Source organism: Gallaecimonas pentaromativorans (assembly GCF_003751625.1).
GTDB classification, from domain to species: Bacteria; Pseudomonadota; Gammaproteobacteria; order Enterobacterales; family Gallaecimonadaceae; genus Gallaecimonas; species Gallaecimonas pentaromativorans.
Genome location: NZ_RJUL01000015.1, coordinates 18,690 through 36,810 on the forward strand (window position 1 = coordinate 18,690; position 18,121 = coordinate 36,810).

Below are 18,121 nucleotides of genomic sequence, written 5' to 3' on the forward strand. Positions count from 1 at the left end.
AAGGTTAGCCCAGTTTCTTGTATTTGATGCGGTGCGGTTCCATGGCCTGGGCGCCGAACTTGGCCTTCATGTATTCCTCGTAGTCGGTGTAGCTGCCTTCGAAGAAGTTCACCTGGCCCTCGTCACGGTAGTCGAGGATATGGGTGGCTACCCGGTCGAGGAACCAACGGTCGTGCGAGATGACCATGGCGCAGCCGGGGAAATCCAACAGGGCGTTCTCCAGGGCGCGCAGGGTCTCGATGTCCAGATCGTTGGTCGGTTCATCCAGCAGCAGGAAGTTACCGCCCGATTGCAGCAGTTTGGCCAGGTGCAGACGGCCACGCTCACCACCGGAGAGTTCGCCAACCCGCTTTTGCTGGTCGTTGCCACGGAAGTTAAAACGGCCCACGTAGGCGCGGCTGGGGATCTCGATATTGCCGACTTTCAGGATGTCCTGGCCGCCAGACACTTCTTCCCAGACGGTTTTCTTGCCGTCCATGCTGTCGCGGAACTGGTCTACCGCTGCCACTTGCACGGTTTCACCCAGGGAGATGGCGCCGGAATCCGGGCTCTCGGCTCCCTGGATCATTCGAAACAGGGTGGATTTACCGGCGCCGTTGGGGCCGATGATACCGACGATGGCACCCTTGGGTACGCTGAAACTCAGGTCGTCAATCAGCACCCGGTCGCCGTAGCTCTTTTTCAGGTTGCTCACTTCCAGCACCTTGTCACCCAGGCGCGGGCCGGGGGGAATAAAGAGTTCGTTGGTCTCGTTGCGCTTTTGGAAATCCTGGCTTTGCAGCTCTTCAAAGCGGGCCATACGGGCCTTGGATTTGGCCTGGCGCCCTTTGGGGTTTTGGCGCACCCACTCCAATTCCTTCTGGATGGATTTTTGGCGGGCCGCTTCGGATTTCTCTTCCTGCTCCAGGCGTTTTTCCTTCTGTTCCAGCCAGGAGGAGTAGTTGCCTTCCCAGGGAATGCCTTCGCCGCGGTCCAGTTCCAAGATCCAGCCGGCCACGTTGTCCAGGAAGTAACGGTCGTGGGTGATGGCTACCACGGTGCCGGTGTAGTCGTGCAAGAAGCGCTCCAACCAGGCCACGGATTCGGCGTCCAAGTGGTTGGTGGGTTCGTCCAGCAGCAGCATGTCGGGGCGCGACAGCAGCAGGCGGCACAGCGCCACGCGGCGGCGCTCACCACCGGACAGCTTGGTCACGTCGGCATCCCAGGCCGGTAGACGCAGGGCCTCGGCGGCGCGCTCCAGGGTGTTGTCGAGGTTGTGGCCGTCTTTGGCCTGGATGAGGTTTTCCAGCTCGCCCTGTTTTTTGGCCAGCTTGTCGAAATCCGCGTCCGGGTCGGCGTAGGCGGCATACACCTCGTCCAGTTGGCGCATGGCGTCTATTACGTCCTGCACCGCTTCTTCAACGTTGCCGCGCACGGTTTTGGTCGGATCGAGCTGTGGTTCCTGGGGCAGGTAGCCAACATTGATGCCGGGCTGAGGCCGGGCTTCGCCGTCGATTTCCTTATCAACCCCTGCCATGATGCGCAGCAAGGTAGACTTACCGGCACCGTTGAGGCCGAGTACGCCGATCTTGGCACCCGGGAAGAAGGACAATGAAATGTTTTTCAAAATGTACTTCTTGGGTGGTACGACCTTGCTCACCCGGCTCATGGTATAGATGTACTGAGCCATATGCCTCTCTCTATTGAGGATGTGAAATGCGGCCTATTGTATCCCATCGAGTTGGCCTTGCCAGCGATCCGGGATAGGAAACCGATTGCGTATCGGGGTAAAATACCGGCCACTTTTTTCTAATGACGAACTGACGGGTAGCTTGCCCTGGAGAAACCATGCTGGATTCAAAACTGTCCATCGCCGAATTCGATCCCGCCCTGTGGGAAGCCATGCAGCAGGAAGTGCAGCGCCAGGAGGATCACGTTGAGCTGATCGCCTCTGAAAACTATACCTCCAAGCGCGTGATGGAAGCCCAGGGTTCCCAGCTGACCAACAAATACGCCGAGGGCTACCCCCACAAGCGTTACTACGGTGGCTGTGAGTATGTGGACATTGCTGAAGAGCTGGCCATCAACCGTGCCAAAGAGCTGTTTGGCGCCGACTACGTTAACGTGCAGCCCCACTCCGGCTCCCAGGCCAACAGCGCCGTTTACATGGCCCTTTGTGAGCCGGGCGACGTGGTACTGGGCATGAGCCTGGCCCACGGCGGCCACCTGACCCACGGCGCCTCTGTCAGCTTCTCCGGCAAAATGTACAAAGCGGTGCAGTACGGCATCAACCAGGAAACCGGCCTTATCGACTACGAAGAAGTGCGCGCCCTGGCTAAAGAACACCAGCCGAAGATGATCGTGGCCGGCTTCTCCGCCTACAGCCAGGTGATCGACTGGGCTAAGTTCCGTGAAATCGCCGACGAAGTAGGCGCCTACCTGTTTGTGGACATGGCCCACGTGGCCGGCCTTATCGCCGCCGGTGTTTACCCTTCACCGCTGCCCCACGCCCATGTGGTCACCACCACCACCCACAAAACCCTGGCTGGCCCTCGTGGCGGTTTGATTCTTTCTGCCAGCGGCGACGAAGCGGTTTACAAGAAGCTCAACTCCGCCGTGTTCCCCGGCGGCCAGGGCGGCCCGCTGATGCACGTGATTGCCGCTAAAGCGGTGGCCTTCAAAGAAGCCCTGAGCCCCGAGTTCAAGGCCATGCAGCAGCAAGTGGTGAAAAACGCCAAGGCCATGGTCAAGGTGCTGCAAGAGCGCGGCTACAAGATTGTCTCTGGCGGCACCGAGAACCACCTGTTCCTGGTTGACCTCATCGACAAAGACATCACCGGTAAAGATGCCGACGCCGCCCTTGGCCGCGCCAACATCACCGTCAACAAGAACTCCGTGCCTAACGATCCCCGTTCGCCCTTCGTGACCTCAGGCCTGCGCCTGGGCACCCCGGCGGTCACCAGCCGTGGTTTTGGCGAAGCCGAAGTCACCGCCCTGGCCGGTTGGATCTGCGACGTGCTGGACAACATCAACGATGAAGCCACCATTGAGCGCGTTAAAGGCCAAGTGCTTGATCTTTGCCGCCGCTTCCCGGTTTACGGTTAATAAAAACCAAGGATTCGGGTATCCTTCACTGGCCGCGCAAGCGGCCAGTTTTCTTTGGGAGGCCCCAACATGCATTGCCCTTTCTGTAGCGCCGACGACACCAAGGTGATTGACTCACGGCTGGTGGCAGACGGCCACCAGGTTCGCCGTCGTCGCGAATGCCTGGCCTGTCACGAACGCTTCACCACCTTTGAAACCGCCGAACTGGTGATGCCCCGCGTCATCAAGCGCGACGGTATCCGCGTGCCTTTTGACGAGGTGAAGCTGCGTGGCGGCATCATGCGGGCCCTGGAAAAACGGCCGGTGTCGGCCGAAAAGGTCGAACAGGCCATCAACAAAATTCAAAGTACCCTGCGCGCCACCGGCGAGCGGGAAGTCAATTCCGGCATGATTGGCGAGTTGGTCATGGATGCCCTCAAGGGCCTGGATAAAGTGGCCTACATCCGCTTTGCTTCCGTGTACCGCAGTTTTGAAGACGTCAAGGAATTCGGCGAGGCCATCGCCCGCCTGGAAGACTGAGAACCCCATGACCGATGCAAAGTGGATGGCCCGCGCCATCAAACTGGCGGCCCAGGGCCGCTACACAACCGAGCCCAACCCCGCCGTGGGCTGCGTTATCGTTAAAGACGGCGAGTTGGTAGGGGAGGGCTGGCATAAACAAGCCGGTACTCCTCACGCCGAGGTACACGCCCTTAATATGGCCGGTGACCTCGCCCGTGGTGCCACCGCTTATGTGACCTTGGAGCCCTGCGCCCATTATGGCCGCACCCCCCCTTGCGCCGAGGCGCTGGTTAAGGCCGGGGTGGCCAAGGTGATTGCCGCCATGGTCGACCCCAACCCCAAGGTGGCCGGCAAGGGCCTGAAAATTCTCGAAGACGCCGGCATTGCTACCCAGCATGGCCTTTTGGAAGCCGACGCCCGGGCGCTCAACCCCGGCTTTTTGAAGAAGATGGAAACCGGCCTGCCTTTTGTGCGGTTAAAACTCGCGGCCAGCCTCGATGGTCGCACCGCCCTTAAAAACGGCCAGTCCAAGTGGATAACCGGCCCTGACGCCCGGGCCGACGTGCAGCGCCTTCGCGCCATGAGCGGCGCCATCATCACCGGCGCCGGCACTGTGCTGACCGACGAGCCGTCCCTCAACGTGCGTGCCGAGCAGTTCCCCGACCACTACCCTCTTGAGACCCTGCGCCAGCCGCTACGGGTGGTGCTGGACAGGCGCCAACGCCTGGGCTCTGACAACGGCTTTTTCCAGGTGCCGAGCCCGGCCTGGGTGGTGAGCCACCATACCGATCACCGCGATTTCCCCGACCACGTGGAAAAGCTGCGCCTGGGCGAGAAGGATTTTCTCAAGACCTTGCTCAAGAAACTGCCGGTGAACTCGGTGCTGGTGGAAGCCGGTGCCAAGCTGGCGGGCGCCTTCTTAAGTGAAGGCCTGGTGGACGAACTGGTGCTGTACCTGGCGCCGACCCTGATGGGGGATGTCAGCCGGGGTTTGGTGGAGCTGCCGGTCTTTACCGACATGGCCCAGGCGCCGCGCTTTACAATCAAAGATGTGCGTCAGGTGGGGAATGACATCCGCCTGACACTGGAGGTGTGATGTTTACCGGTATTATTGAAGCGGTAGGCAAGGTGGCCAGCATCAAGGCCAGCGGCGGCGATGCCATAGTGCGCATTGCCAGCGGAAAGCTGGATTTGAGCGACGTCAAACTGGGCGACTCCATCGCCACCAATGGCGTGTGCCTGACAGTAACCGCGCTGCACGGCGACGGCTACAGCGCCGATGTCTCCAGCGAAACCTTAAAACGCACCGGCTTTGCCAAGCTCAAGGCCGGTAGCCCGGTAAACCTTGAGAAGGCGCTGCTGCCCACCACCCGCCTGGGGGGCCATTTGGTCTCCGGCCACGTTGATGGGGTGGCTAGCGTCGAGAGCCGCCACAGCACCGGCCGGGCTATTGAGTTTTGGCTCAAGGCGCCGGCTGAGCTTGCTCGCTATATCGCCGAGAAGGGCTCGGTAACGGTGGACGGCATCAGCCTTACCGTCAACGCCGTGGAAGGACAGCGTTTCCTGTTGACCATAGTGCCCCACACCCAGGGTGAGACCACAATAGCCGGCTGGAAAGCCGGTAGCGAGGTCAACCTGGAGGTGGACCTGCTGGCCCGTTACATAGAGCGGTTGCTGGCCCCGAGCCCGGATAAAAAAGAAACGGTTACACTGGATTTGTTAGCCCGCAGCGGCTTCTTGAAATAAGGAATGAGCATGGCCCTGTCACCCATCAAAGACATCATCGACGACATTCGTGCCGGCAAGATGGTCATTCTCATGGACGATGAAGACCGGGAAAACGAAGGCGACCTGATTGTCGCCGCCGAGAAAATCACCCCTGAAATCATCAACTTCATGGCCACCCATGGCCGCGGCCTTATCTGCCTGACCATGACCCGCGACCGCTGCCAGCGCCTGAATCTGCCGCTGATGGCCAAAGACAACAACGCCCAGTTTGGCACCGCCTTTACCGTGTCCATCGAGGCCGCCGAAGGGGTGACCACCGGTATCAGCGCCGCTGACCGGGCCCGTACCGTGCTGGCGGCGGTGGATAAAAACGCCGTGGCCGCCGATGTTGTCCAGCCGGGGCATATCTTCCCGATCATGGCCCAGGACGGCGGCGTGCTGACCCGCGCCGGCCACACCGAAGCCGGGTGCGATCTGGCGCGCCTGGCCGGTTTTGAACCCTCCGGCGTTATCGTTGAAATTCTCAACGACGACGGCACCATGGCCCGCCGGCCGCAGCTGGAAGTCTTTGGCGAGAAGCACGGTATCAAGGTGGGCACCATTGCCGACCTCATTGAATACCGCTCCTTGCACGAGACCACCATCGAGCGCATCACCCAGTGCAAACTGCCAACCCTGTACGGCGAGTTTGATCTGGTCACTTACCGCGACACCATCGATGGCCGCCTGCACTTTGCCCTTAAAAACGGTGAGGTATCTGCCGATGCGCCTACCCTGGTGCGGGTGCATCTGCATAGCCGCCTGACCGATTTGTTGCTCTCAGACCGCACCATGTCGCGCAGCTGGCCTTTGTATAAAGCCATGGAACGCATCGGCAGTGAAGGCGGGGTGCTGGTGCTGCTGGGCTCGGAAGAGAGCGACAGCGACCTGGTGCGTAAATTGTTGCACTTTGCCGCCCAAGATTGCGGCCAGGAACCGGCCCCGGCCCAATGGAGCGGTACCAGCCGCCGGGTGGGGGTAGGGTCGCAAATTCTCGCCGACCTTGGGGTCGGTAAAATGCGGCTGCTGTCCAGCTCCGACAAGCGCTACCACTCCTTGAGTGGATTCGGGCTGGAAGTGGTGGAATACGTCGCCGAATAAGGGGCCTTGTAAGCAGTAGGCCATTGTCAGGCGCTGTGCTACCATAGCGCCGTTTTTCTCGGGTCAAGAGTCACGCTATGAAGATCATCGAAGGCGGTTTCGCGGCGCCCAAGCACAAGTTTGCGCTGGTGGTGTCCCGTTTTAATAGCTTTATTGTCGATTCCCTGGTGGACGGCGCTATCGACGCCCTGAAGCGTCACGGCCAGGTGCCGGAAGAGCACATCACCATCGTGCGTGTGCCCGGTGCGGTCGAACTGCCTCTGGCAGCCAAGAAAGTGGCGGCCAGCAAAAAATACGACGCCATTATCTCTCTTGGCGCCGTGATCCGTGGCGGTACTCCCCATTTCGAATACGTCTGTGCCGAGTGCAACAAGGGCCTGGCTTCCGTGGCCATGGATTACGACATCCCCGTTGCCTTCGGTGTACTGACCACCGACACCATCGAGCAGGCCATTGAGCGTGCCGGTACCAAGGCCGGTAACAAGGGCGCCGAAGCGGCCCTGTCTGCCCTGGAAATGGTCAACGTCATCGACGCGCTGGAGGGCTGATGAAACCGGCTTTTCGTCGCAAAGCGCGCCGTCTGGCGCTGCAAGCCATTTACCAATGGCAGATGACCAAGGATCCCATCGCCGAGGTGGAGCACCAGTTCCTGACCGAGCAGGACATGAACGAAGTGGACGTGGATTATTTTCGCGACCTCATCGTAGGTGTGGCTACCCATACCGATGAACTGGACACCATCCTGACCCGTTATGTCAGCCGCCCGCTGGACGACGTGGATCTGGTAGAAAAGGCGGCTCTGCGCCTGGGGCTCTACGAGCTGACCCGCCGCAAGGACGTGCCGTACAAAGTGGCACTGAACGAGGCCATCGAACTGGCCAAGACCTTTGCCGCCGAGGACAGCCACAAGTTCGTCAACGGTGTACTGGACAAATTTATCAGGGACCAGCAGGGCAAGTAAGCCCGACCGGAACCTCAGGAGGGCCAGCAGTAATGCTGGCTTTTTATTGATGGCAAGCCGTGAATTCGCACTGATCGACACCTATTTCAAAGGCAAGGGCCACCAGCGCAAAGACGTGGTGCTGGGCATTGGCGACGACTGCGCTCTGCTCGCTGTCTCCGACAGCACCCTGCTGGCGGTGACCACCGACACCCTGGTGGCTGGCGTGCACTTTCCCCTCGATACCCCGGCCCGAGCAGTTGGCCACAAGGCGGTGGCGGTGAACCTCTCCGACTTGGCCGCCATGGGCGCCGAAGCGGCCTGGGTGTCTCTGGCCCTGACCCTGCCGGATGCCGATGATGCCTGGCTGGCCGAGTTTGCCAGCGCCGTGGTGGAAGTGTGCGACTACTACGGCGTGACCCTGGTGGGTGGCGATACCACCCGTGGCCCCCTGTCGGTGACCATCACCGCCCAAGGAAAAATCCCCGCCGGCAAGCAACTGACCCGCAGCGGCGCCAAGCCCGGCGACTGGCTTTATGTCACCGGCACCTTGGGCGACGCCGCCCTTGGCCTGGCACTGGTACAAGGCCGGGAGCAGGCCAGTAGCGATCACCACGAGTTTTTGGTGGGCCGTCTTAACTACCCAACCCCAAGGCTATTGGCCGGCCAGGCGCTGCGTGGTGTGGCCTCCAGCGCCATTGATATCTCCGATGGCCTGGCCTCCGACCTTGGCCATATCCTCAGTGCCAGCCACTGCGGTGCCAATCTGTTCCTGGACAAGCTCCCCCTGAGCCAGGCCCTGCTGGGTACCATGGCCCTGGAAAGTGCCTGGCAGCTGGCCCTTGGCGGCGGCGACGACTACGAGCTGCTCTTTACCGTGCCCGAAGCGCAAAAAGGCGCTCTGGATACCGCATTGGCCCATTGTGGCGTCAAACACAGCTGCGTTGGCCAGCTGCGTGGCGGCGAAGGGATCAGCTACCTCAATCACGGCCAGACAGTGGAGCTGGATGTGCGGGGTTATGAGCATTGTTGGTCATGAGCGCTGCGCTCAACCCGGTAAAACGGCTTAGCCTGAAAAACCCCTGGCATTTCCTGGCTCTGGGGTTTGGCTCTGGGCTGGCGCCCAAGGCGCCGGGTACCTTTGGCAGCCTGGCCGCCATCCCGGTGTTTTTGCTGCTAAGCCCCTTGCCCTGGCTGGCCTATCTGGCCCTGACCCTGGTGGCTATCTACGGCGGCGTTTATATCTGCGCCCGTGCCAGCCGCGACATGGGGGTACACGACCACAGCGCCATCGTTTGGGACGAAGTGGCCGGCATGCTTATCACCCTTTTTATGGTCCCTGTTACCTGGCAATGGCTGCTGACCGGCTTTTTGCTGTTCCGGTTTTTTGACGTGCTCAAACCCTGGCCCATCAGTTGGTGCGACCGGCATATTCACGGCGGCTTTGGCATCATGATTGACGATGTGCTGGCGGGCTTTCTGGCTTTCGCCTGCCTGCAGGGATTGCTGGTCTGGCTGGGATAATGACGCTATCAATGGCACCCCTTTTGTTAATTGTTGATTTAACTTTTGTTAATTTGCGATAATCCGGCCGAAGTGCATTAACAGGAAAACGCAGATGGATCTGTTTCGCTTACTTTTACCGGTTTTGGCATGTTTAGCCAGTGCCAGTGTGACCCCTGCCGTCGCTACCTCCCTTGATAACGAGTTAATCAACCAGCTCTCTGCTCGATCGCCATTACAGGAAGCCAAGATATCTCCTAGTGGCGATTATTTGGCTTTTGCCGTCGTTGACAACGATGAACGTACCATCAAGGTTGTCGCCACAAAAGACATGCATTTCGTCGGCGGTGTGCGCCTTGGCGGCACCAAAGAATTTGGCAGTTTCTACTGGGCTAATGATGAACGTATTGTCGCTAAGGTGGTGGAAAAACTCGGCTGGCAAGAAGAACCTGTTTATTACGGGGAGCTATTCGCTTTCAATCGTGATGGCAAGAAAGGCAAGATGATTTATGGCTACAGTGCTGGCGAAAAGCAGACGGGTAGTCATATAAAGCGTACCCAAAGTACATATGGGTGGGCCAGTTTTATTGATGCTTTGCCTAATGACTCGCAGCATATATTAATTGGTTCGCAGCTAATGAGCAGCGATCAGGGAACTTTTGCCCAGGTGATGAAGTTAGACATTTACCGGGGCTTGGAAAGGAGCATGAACTTGATGGCTCCTGTTCCTGATGCGGAATTTCTATTACGTCCTGACCAGTCTATAGGTGCGGCATACGGTTCCGATAAAAATGCGAAATCTCAAGTTTATCTACACCAAGAGGGTAAAGAACCTTGGAAGCCATTGGCGACTGGAGACATTACGCCTTTAGGTTTCGATAATAGCGGTAAAGGCCTTTATGTGCTTCGTGGAGATGATGGCGGCCCACTTGGTCTGTATAAGTATGAATTGGACCAAGGAAATTATAAGAAGCTTTATGTCGACCCTGTCTCGAGTGTCACCAACGTCCTCACATCCCTAAATGATCATCTAGTTTATGGGCTTGAGGTAGAAGATGGTTTACCGTCTTATCTAATAATCAATGGCCAGCATCAGGAAGCAAAGACTTTTAAAGATTTACTGGCGACTTTCCCTGGAACTGAACTGACCATCACCAGTTCAACCCCTGACGGTAGTCAATACGTCTTACTCACCGAAACGGATACCGACCCTGGCTCGCTTTATTTGTTTGATCAAAAAAAGCGCAGTGTTACGCAGCTTTTTTCTTTCTACGCCACTCTTGATCGTAAAGCCTTGATGCCGTCAGAACCGTTCAGTTTCAAGGCGTCCGATGGCCTGATGCTGCACGGTTACTATACGCCACCAAGACCAGATAGAGCCGGTAAGCATCATAAGTTGGTGGTGCTGGTGCACGGTGGTCCTCATGGTGTCCGTGACCATTGGGCCTTTGACCGCGATGTCCATATCCTTTCTCAGCATGGTTACGCTGTGCTTCGTGTTAACTATAGGGGTTCAGGGGGATACGGAGCCGCCTTCGTGGAAGCTGGCTATCGTCATTGGGGTGATTTGATTCAACGGGATATCGCCGAGGCGGTGGATTGGGCTATTCGTGAGAAAGATATTGCTAAGGATAAGGTATGCATCATGGGTGGCAGTTTCGGGGGCTACTCGGCGGTGATGAGTGCCATTATTTATCCTGACAAGTATCGCTGTGCTGTGGCCAACGCTGGTGTTTATGACTTGCCGTTAATGAAGGAAGAAGGAGATGTCCCTGAGTATTACAACGGCGAGGCTTACCTGGATCAGGCATTAGGGGAGGATGAGGCTCAGCTTCTCGCCATGTCGCCAGCGGCTCAGGTAGGACGCCTTAAAGTGCCCCTGCTGTTAACTCACGGGACACAAGATAAACGTGCACCTATTGAGCAATATGAGGCACTGGCTACGGCACTTAAGGCTGCTCACAAACCATTCGAAAGTCTGGTGCTGGACAAGGAAGGCCACGGGTTCCGGGACCCTGAACATCGTGCACTTTACTACCGTACTGTACTGAACTTCTTGGGCCAGCAGCTTGGTGATTAAGGTGCAGAGATCAGACATGAGTCCATGTAAAAAGCCCCGAATTACGGGGCTTTTTAATAGGCTAGGCCAGCCTTGTTTTGATACTGGCCACAATACCAGCGCTATCAAGCCTCAACTCAGCCAATATCTCGCTCTGACTGCCGTGCTTGATGAACTCATCTGGCAGGCCCAGTTGCAACAAGGCGGTGGGGAGTTGGGCTTTGTTAAGGTGCTCAGCAACGGCTGAGCCGGCGCCGCCCATGATGACGTTTTCTTCCAGTGTCACCAGCAGCTCATGGCTAGCAGCCATGGCTTCCACCAAAGCGCCGTCCAGGGGTTTGACAAAGCGCATGTCGCAGACGCTGGCGTCCAGCTCTTCTGCGGCTTTCAATGCTTCTGTGAGCAAGGTGCCGAAGGCGAGGATGGCCACTTTCTTGCCGCTGCGTACCTGCTCGCCCTTGCCGATGGGTAGGGCGGTCATGGTTTTGTCAACGGCGATGCCTTTGCCACTGCCTCGGGGGTAGCGCACGGCGGCAGGGCCGCTGTGCTGGTAACCGGTGTAGAGCATCTGGCGACATTGGTTTTCGTCGCTTGGGGTCATGACCACCATGTTGGGGATGGCCCGCAGGTAGCTCAAATCAAAGGCGCCCTGGTGGGTGGGGCCGTCGGCGCCAACGATACCGGCGCGGTCGATGGCAAACAGCACCGGCAGGTTCATGGTGGCCACGTCGTGAATGAGCTGGTCGTAGGCGCGCTGCAAAAAGCTCGAATAGATGGCAACCACGGGCTTTAAGCCTTCGATGGCAAAACCGGCGGCCAGGGTCACGGCGTGCTGCTCGGCAATGGCCACATCAAAATACTGGCCGGGGAACTCCTGGCTGAATTTGACCATACCCGAGCCTTCGCGCATGGCCGGGGTAATGCCCATCAGTTTTGAATCCTTGGCGGCCATGTCGCACAGCCAGTCGCCAAAGATGGCCGAGAAGCTGGGTTTGCCGCCCTGGGATTTGGGCAGGCAATCCTTAGCCGGGTCGAACTTGGGTACGCCGTGATAGCCGATGGGGTCTTTCTCGGCAGGGGCATAGCCTTTGCCTTTTTTGGTCATCACATGCAGCAGCTGCGGCCCTTTGAGGTTACGCATGTTGCGCAGGCAATCGACCAGGGCGTCGACGTCGTGGCCGTCGATGGGGCCGATGTAGTTAAAGCCCAGCTCTTCAAACAAGGTGCCCGGCACCACCATGCCCTTGAGGTGTTCCTCGGCCTTTTTGGCCAGGGCCTTGATGGGGGGAATGCCGGACAGCACCTTCTTGCCGCCTTCACGAAAGGAGGTGTAGAGGCTGCCTGACAGCAAGCGCGCCATGTGTTTGTTGAGGGCGCCAACGTTCTCGGAGATGGACATCTCGTTGTCGTTTAGCACCACCACCATGTCGGTACCGACATCCCCGGCGTGGTTCATGGCCTCAAAGACCATGCCGGCGGTCATGGCGCCGTCGCCAATCACCGACACTACCTTGCGCCCGGCCGCTTCTTTTTCGGCGGCAATGGCCATGCCGAGGGCGGCGGAGATGGAGGTGGAAGAGTGGCCTACCGACAATACGTCGTACTCGCTCTCTTCGCGCCAAGGGAAGGGGTGCAGGCCGTTTTTCTGGCGAATAGTGCCCATTTGCTCACGCCGGCCGGTCAAAATCTTGTGGGGGTAGGCCTGGTGGCCTACATCCCAAACCAGCCTGTCAAAGGGGGTCTGGTAGATGTAATGCAGGGCAACGGTCAGCTCGACAGTGCCAAGGCCGGAGGCCAGATGGCCGGAGGATTGGCTGACCGACTCCAACAAATAGCGGCGCAGCTCGTCGGATACTTCCGCGAGCTGGTCTTGAGGGATCTTACGCAGATCCTCAGGCGAGGAGATGCCACTTAACAGCGGGTAATTTTTGTTATCGATGCTCATCATTGCTTTGCTGGCGCCTTTAGCGCTCTCGAGTGATGACATAGCGGGCAAGGGCCGCTAAATGCTCGCTATTGTAGGGTAATGAAGCCAAGCAGGACAGCGCTTCGTCTACCAGAGTCTGGGCTTTGGTTTGGGCCTGGTTCAGTCCCAGCAGGGCCGGGTAGGTGGCCTTGTGGTCCCGCTGGTCCTTGCCCTGGGTCTTGCCGAGGGTTTCGGTGTTGGCGGTGACGTCCAAAATGTCGTCTTGAACCTGAAAGGCAAGTCCCAGTTTCTCGGAAAAAGTGGCCAGGGCTTCAACATGTTCAGGCGCGCTGCCAGCCATCAACGTTGGCATCAGCACGCTGGCGCGGATAAGGGCGCCGGTCTTGTGGGCGTGAACCTGCTCAAGGGCCGCGAGGCTCAGGGTTTGGCCGGTGGCAGCCATGTCCATGGCTTGGCCTGAAACCATGCCTTGGTAACCGGCAGCCTGAGAAAACAGCACCAGCAGGGCTTTGAAGGCCTCAATGCTGGCGACCTGGCACTTGGCCAGTTCTTCAAAGGCGAGCGCCTGCAGGGCGTCACCGGCCAGAATGGCGGTGGCTTCGTCAAAGGCGACATGCACCGTCGGTTGGCCACGGCGCAGCTTGTCGTCGTCCATGGCGGGCAAGTCGTCGTGAATAAGGGAATAGGCGTGGATACATTCAACCGCCGCCGCCATTGGGTCCAGGCGCGGCTCGTCCAGCCCCAGCATGGTGCCGGTGCTGTAAACCAAAAAGGGCCTAACCCTTTTGCCGCCCAGCAGCAAGCCGTGCTTCATGGCGGCCTTCAAGTTGGGGGCCAGGGCCGGCAGGCCGTCAATCAAGGCACCAAGGTAGCCATCGATGCGCTGGCGATAATGCTGCTGTTGCTCGGCAAGGGTCATGCGTCGGGCTCGTGTTCAAAAGGGGCCAGGGTCTGGCCGTCGGCCAGCAGCATCTGCACTTTCTGTTCGGCAGCTTTGAGCTTGTGCTCGCTTTCACGACTCAACGCCACACCACGCTCGAACTGCTTTAAAGCCTCGTCTAGACTGAGCTCACCTTGTTCGAGCTGGGTCACTACCGCTTCCAGTTCTTTGAGGTTTTCTTCAAAGGTCATGTTTTCAGGCTGTTTTTTGGCCATCTTTTACCCTTAAGTCCTGGTGGCTGTTGGTCGATGAAGGTCTGGGCGCACAAATTACTGCCTAGCTTGCCTGAACGCAAACTTCTGCCCTTGTTCATCCGTTATCATCAGGCAAGAATAAACACGCTGTTGGTTAGATAGTCATTCTAACGGCGTAAAAAATCAGGAGAGGCTTACCTTGGATCTTGCAACACTTATCGGTCTTATTGGCTCCTTTGCCTTCGTTATCATGGCAATGGTGCAAGGTGGCTCGCTGAGCGCATTCTACGACACCCCTTCTGTGCTTATCGTGATCGGCGGCTCCCTTTGTGTGGTGTTGGTCAAATTCAATATGGGCCAGTTCTTTGGCGCCACCAAGATCGCCATGAAGGCGTTCATGTTCAAGCTCGAAAAGCCGGAAGAGTTGATTGAGAAGGCGGTCGAGATGGCCGATGCCGCCCGTAAAGGGGGCTTTTTGGCCTTGGAAGAGGCAGAAGTTAAAAACGGCTTCTTCCGTAAGGGCATCGACCTGCTGGTGGACGGTCACGATGTCGAGGTGGTTAAAGAAAACCTCAACAAAGACATCAACGAAACCACCGAGCGTCACGAGCGCGGCATTTCCATCTTCAAGGCCATGGCCGACGTAGGCCCCGCCATGGGGATGATCGGTACCCTAGTGGGGTTGGTGGCCATGCTCAAAAACATGGACGACCCCAAAGCCATAGGCCCGGCCATGGCGGTGGCCTTGCTCACTACCCTCTACGGCGCCGTGCTGGCCAACATGGTGGCCATTCCCATCGCCGACAAGCTCAGCCTGCGGATGAACGAAGAGATGCTCAACCGCCGCCTCATCCTCGATGCGGTGCTGGGGATCCAGGCTGGCCTTAACCCCCGCGTTATCGAAAACATGCTGAAAAATTACCTGGCCGAGTCCAAGCGCCAGGTGAAGACCACGGACGAATAAGGCATGAGTGACGATACCCCCAAGTGCAAATGCCCGCCGCCCGGCCTACCGGCCTGGATGGGCACTTTTGCCGATTTGATGTCGCTGCTGATGTGCTTTTTCGTGCTGCTATTGTCGTTTTCAGAAATGGACGTGCTCAAGTTCAAGCAAATTGCGGGCTCAATGAAGTACGCCTTCGGGGTGCAAAACCGTATTGAGGTCAAAGACATTCCTAAGGGCACCTCGGTGATCGCCCAGGAGTTCAGCCCCGGCAAGCCGGAGCCGACTCCCATCGAGACGGTGCAGCAGCAAACCATGGAGATGACCCAGCAAAGCCTGGAGTTTCAGGACGGCGAAAGCTCCTACGTTGGCGGCGAGAACACCCAACGCGACAATAAGATGGGCGGTGAGTCTACTACCTCTGGCCAGCAAAGCAGTGTGGAGCAGCCCGAGCAGGAGCAGCCCCAGGACTCTGAGCAGATGAAGGACTTGGCCAAGAACATGGCTCAGGCCCTGAGCTCGGAGATAAAAGACGGCGCCATCGAGCTTGAAGCCCTGGGCCAGCAGTTGGTGATCCGTATTCGTGAGAAAGGTTCTTTCCCTTCGGGCTCGGCGTTCTTGCAGCCCCAGTTCCGGCCCATTATTCGTGAAGTGGGCGCGCTGCTGAAAAACGTGCCCGGCGAGATAACGGTGTCCGGTTACACCGACGACATGCAAGTTAACTCCGAGCTTTATAGCTCCAACTGGGATTTGTCTATCCAACGGGCTTTAGCGGTCACCAATGAGTTGCTGAAGGTGCCGGGGCTGGACCGCAACCGGCTGGTGGTGCGCGGCTTTGCCGATACCCACCCGCTAGTGCCTAATACCTCGGCGCTGAACCGGGCCAAAAACCGCCGGGTGGAAATTGCCATCAACCAGGGCAAACCCAAGTTCAGCGACGAAATTCCTGCCGGTTCGCACTAACTAAAGGCGGCGCTGGGGTGAAAGCGCCGCCCATCGGGCGTATAATCCGCACGCTTTTGCGTCAGTCAGGGTTATCTCGTGAAGTTCATCATCAAGCTCCATTCGGAAATCACCATCAAGAGCAAGTCGGTAAGGCTGCGCTTTATCAAGCTCTTGGAATCCAATCTGCGGGTAGCCGTGCGCCGGGTGGAAGAAGACACCAAAGTGGACCGCTTCTGGGACAAGCTGGAAGTGCGGGTGCCAGACAGCGCCGACCGCGCCGCCGTTATCGAGAAGATTTGCTCCACCCCCGGTGTGGCTCACGCGCTGGAAGTCTCCCAGTTTGCCTTTAACGATGTGCACGACATCTACCAGGTGGCCCAGCAGGCCTGGGGCCACACCCTGGCCGGCAAAACCTTCTGCGTGCGGGTCAAGCGCAGCGGCAAGCACAGCTTTTCTTCTATTGAGGTAGAGCGTTACGTGGGCGGCGGCCTGAACCAGAACAACGCCACCGGCGGTGTGCGCCTGAAAAACCCTGACGTGACCCTCAATATCGAGGTAGAAGACGACAAGCTCTATCTCGTGACCCAGCGCCACCCGGGCCTTGGCGGCTTCCCCATTAAAACCCAGGAAGATTTGCTGAGCCTTATCTCCGGCGGCTTTGACTCCGGGGTGGCCAGCTACCAAGCCATTCGCCGCGGCTCGCGCACCCACTACTGCTTTTTCAACCTCGGCGGCAACGCCCATGAGATTGGCACCAAGCAGATGGCCTACCACTTATGGGACCGTTTCGGCGCCTCGCACCGGGTGAAATTTGTCACCGTGCCCTTTGAAGGGGTGGTGGGAGAGATCCTCGAGAAGATTGACGACGGCCTGATGGGAGTGGTGCTCAAGCGGATGATGATGCGCGCCGCCGCCAAGGTGGCCGAGCGCATGGGTATCCAGGCGCTGGTGACCGGCGAAGCGGTAGGGCAGGTATCCAGCCAGACTCTGACCAACCTCACCGTGATTGAGCGCAGCGTCGACACCCTTATCCTGCGGCCGCTGATTTTCACCGACAAGCAAGAGATAGTGGACACCGCCCGCGCCATCGGCACCTTTGAAATCGCCGAGACCATGCCGGAGTTCTGCGGCGTGATCTCCAAAAGTCCCAATGTCCGCGCCGATATCAAAAAGGTGGAAGCCACCGAAGAAGGCTTTGATTTTGCGGTGCTGGACCAGGCGCTGGAGTCGGCCAAGGTCATGGATATTCGCGACATCGCCACCGAATCCAGCCAGCAGGTGGTGGAAGTAGAGACCTTCGCCCTGGTGCCGGACAACGGCGTTATCCTCGATATCCGCGCTCCGGATGAAGAAGAAGACAAACCGCTGGATGTGGCTGGGGTCGAGGTCAAAACCATTCCCTTCTATAAGCTGGCCACCCAGTTTGGCGACCTGCCCAAAGAGCAGCTCTACTACCTCTATTGCGCCAAGGGCGTGATGAGCAAGCTCCAGGCCCTGTACTTGCAAGAGCAAGGCTTTGACAACGTCAGGGTCTATCGCCCCCATTAAAAAAGCCCGGCAACTGCCGTAATGCTGATCAGTTAAGACCGATCGCTTGACTGATCCTCCAGTGATGAAAAAATCCGACATCTCCTTGGTGTCGGATTTTTTTATGCGTCTTCAAACCGCCTTGTCCTCCGCTTTTGCCTTCAGCAACGAGTACCGCTCTCTCGAGCAGTTTTCCGCTCTGCTCGACCCGGCGGTGCTGGAACAAGCCTTTGCCAGTACCGGCGTTGCCACGCTGCGTCGGCGCCGTTTACCCATCGATGCCGTGCTCTGGACCGTTATCGGCATGAGCTTGTTCCGCCAGGAGTCGGTGTGGCACATCGCCAATCGTCTGGATGTACTGCTGGCCAACCAGCAGCCTCTGCTCGCGCCCAGCGCCGTGGTGCAGGCCCGCCAGCGCCTTGGCGAAGCGCCGGTCAGGGCCGTTTTTGAAGGATTGGCCCACCACAGCTACCAACATCATGCTTTCGATACCTGGTGCGGCCTGAACTTGCTGGCTGTGGATGGGGTGATGTTCCGCGCCCAGGACACGGCAGGGAACCGCGCCGCTTTTACCGGTGATAACACCGAGCAAGGACGCTACCCGCAGGTGCGCTTGGTCTGTCAGATGGAGCTGACCAGCCATTTGCTGCTCAACTGCGCCATGGGCGGCGAACACCAAGGGGAAATGCG

Annotated in this window: 18 protein-coding genes; 14 read left to right on the forward strand and 4 right to left on the reverse strand. The window is 58.3% G+C overall.

The annotated features are described in order from the left end of the window. Nucleotides 1-4: 4 nt before the first annotated feature. Entirely contained in the window at nucleotides 5-1,669 is a 1,665-nt protein-coding gene (ettA, locus tag EDC28_RS19290) for an energy-dependent translational throttle protein EttA (RefSeq protein ID WP_050660218.1), read from the reverse strand. Between the two features lie 158 nt (nucleotides 1,670-1,827). Here ettA and glyA point away from each other — a divergent pair, with 158 nt between their 5' ends. The 10 genes from glyA to EDC28_RS19340 all read left to right on the forward strand — a co-directional run bounded on the left by glyA (nucleotide 1,828) and on the right by EDC28_RS19340 (nucleotide 10,976). Further along, nucleotides 1,828-3,084 carry a serine hydroxymethyltransferase gene (gene glyA, locus EDC28_RS19295; RefSeq protein WP_050660219.1) on the forward strand — a complete coding sequence of 419 codons (1,257 nt, stop codon included), beginning with the start codon at nucleotides 1,828-1,830 and terminating at the stop codon, nucleotides 3,082-3,084. A 69-nt stretch (nucleotides 3,085-3,153) separates the two neighbouring features. Continuing rightward, nucleotides 3,154-3,603 carry a transcriptional regulator NrdR gene (gene nrdR / locus EDC28_RS19300; RefSeq protein WP_050660220.1) on the forward strand — a complete coding sequence of 150 codons (450 nt, stop codon included), beginning with the start codon at nucleotides 3,154-3,156 and terminating at the stop codon, nucleotides 3,601-3,603. Nucleotides 3,604-3,610: 7 nt separating this feature from the next. Then, nucleotides 3,611-4,681 carry a bifunctional diaminohydroxyphosphoribosylaminopyrimidine deaminase/5-amino-6-(5-phosphoribosylamino)uracil reductase RibD gene (gene ribD / locus EDC28_RS19305; protein ID WP_123422703.1) on the forward strand — a complete coding sequence of 357 codons (1,071 nt, stop codon included), beginning with the start codon at nucleotides 3,611-3,613 and terminating at the stop codon, nucleotides 4,679-4,681. Next, the gene (locus EDC28_RS19310; RefSeq protein ID WP_123422704.1) at nucleotides 4,681-5,331 is read left to right on the forward strand and encodes a riboflavin synthase; all 651 of its coding nucleotides are present in this window, start codon (nucleotides 4,681-4,683) and stop codon (nucleotides 5,329-5,331) included. Before ribD ends, EDC28_RS19310 begins: the two co-directional genes overlap by 1 nt. A 3-nt stretch (nucleotides 5,332-5,334) precedes the next feature. Further along, nucleotides 5,335-6,453, forward strand: coding sequence for a bifunctional 3,4-dihydroxy-2-butanone-4-phosphate synthase/GTP cyclohydrolase II (gene ribBA, locus EDC28_RS19315; protein WP_336391568.1), 1,119 nt, complete (start codon nucleotides 5,335-5,337; stop codon nucleotides 6,451-6,453). 77 nt (nucleotides 6,454-6,530) lie between these two features. Beyond that, nucleotides 6,531-7,001, forward strand: coding sequence for a 6,7-dimethyl-8-ribityllumazine synthase (gene ribH, locus EDC28_RS19320; RefSeq protein WP_050660224.1), 471 nt, complete (start codon nucleotides 6,531-6,533; stop codon nucleotides 6,999-7,001). Then, complete coding sequence (nusB, locus tag EDC28_RS19325; protein WP_050660225.1) at nucleotides 7,001-7,414, forward strand: transcription antitermination factor NusB; 414 nt, start codon at nucleotides 7,001-7,003, stop codon at nucleotides 7,412-7,414. Before ribH ends, nusB begins: the two co-directional genes overlap by 1 nt. 49 nt (nucleotides 7,415-7,463) lie before the next feature. Then, on the forward strand, nucleotides 7,464-8,432 hold the full coding sequence (thiL, locus tag EDC28_RS19330) for a thiamine-phosphate kinase (RefSeq protein ID WP_123422705.1): 969 nt from the start codon (nucleotides 7,464-7,466) through the stop codon (nucleotides 8,430-8,432). Continuing rightward, entirely contained in the window at nucleotides 8,429-8,917 is a 489-nt protein-coding gene (locus tag EDC28_RS19335) for a phosphatidylglycerophosphatase A family protein (RefSeq protein ID WP_123422706.1), read from the forward strand. Before thiL ends, EDC28_RS19335 begins: the two co-directional genes overlap by 4 nt. A gap of 94 nt (nucleotides 8,918-9,011) precedes the next feature. Beyond that, the gene (locus EDC28_RS19340) at nucleotides 9,012-10,976 is read left to right on the forward strand and encodes an alpha/beta hydrolase family protein (protein WP_123422707.1); all 1,965 of its coding nucleotides are present in this window, start codon (nucleotides 9,012-9,014) and stop codon (nucleotides 10,974-10,976) included. A 61-nt stretch (nucleotides 10,977-11,037) separates the two neighbouring features. Here EDC28_RS19340 and dxs read toward each other — a convergent pair whose 3' ends face one another. Genes dxs through EDC28_RS19355 form a run of 3 tightly spaced genes read right to left on the reverse strand, consistent with a single transcriptional unit; the run spans nucleotide 11,038 to nucleotide 14,037 of the window. Beyond that, on the reverse strand, nucleotides 11,038-12,900 hold the full coding sequence (gene dxs, locus EDC28_RS19345) for a 1-deoxy-D-xylulose-5-phosphate synthase (RefSeq protein WP_123422709.1): 1,863 nt from the start codon (nucleotides 12,898-12,900) through the stop codon (nucleotides 11,038-11,040). A gap of 19 nt (nucleotides 12,901-12,919) precedes the next feature. Beyond that, nucleotides 12,920-13,801: a (2E,6E)-farnesyl diphosphate synthase gene (ispA, locus tag EDC28_RS19350; RefSeq protein WP_123422708.1), complete on the reverse strand. Its 882-nt coding sequence runs from the start codon at nucleotides 13,799-13,801 to the stop codon at nucleotides 12,920-12,922. Then, complete coding sequence (locus EDC28_RS19355; protein ID WP_050660230.1) at nucleotides 13,798-14,037, reverse strand: exodeoxyribonuclease VII small subunit; 240 nt, start codon at nucleotides 14,035-14,037, stop codon at nucleotides 13,798-13,800. Before EDC28_RS19355 ends, ispA begins: the two co-directional genes overlap by 4 nt. A gap of 178 nt (nucleotides 14,038-14,215) precedes the next feature. Between EDC28_RS19355 and pomA the strand changes: the two genes are divergently transcribed. From pomA to EDC28_RS19375, 4 genes are all read left to right on the forward strand, one after another. Beyond that, complete coding sequence (pomA, locus tag EDC28_RS19360) at nucleotides 14,216-14,980, forward strand: flagellar motor protein PomA (protein WP_050660231.1); 765 nt, start codon at nucleotides 14,216-14,218, stop codon at nucleotides 14,978-14,980. 3 nt (nucleotides 14,981-14,983) lie between these two features. Further along, complete coding sequence (locus tag EDC28_RS19365) at nucleotides 14,984-15,922, forward strand: flagellar motor protein MotB (RefSeq protein ID WP_050660232.1); 939 nt, start codon at nucleotides 14,984-14,986, stop codon at nucleotides 15,920-15,922. Between the two features lie 78 nt (nucleotides 15,923-16,000). Further along, complete coding sequence (gene thiI, locus EDC28_RS19370) at nucleotides 16,001-17,452, forward strand: tRNA uracil 4-sulfurtransferase ThiI (protein WP_050660233.1); 1,452 nt, start codon at nucleotides 16,001-16,003, stop codon at nucleotides 17,450-17,452. Nucleotides 17,453-17,555: 103 nt separating this feature from the next. Continuing rightward, nucleotides 17,556-18,121 (forward strand): transposase domain-containing protein (locus EDC28_RS19375; RefSeq protein ID WP_211355756.1); only part of this gene is annotated, 566 nt, incomplete at its 3' end.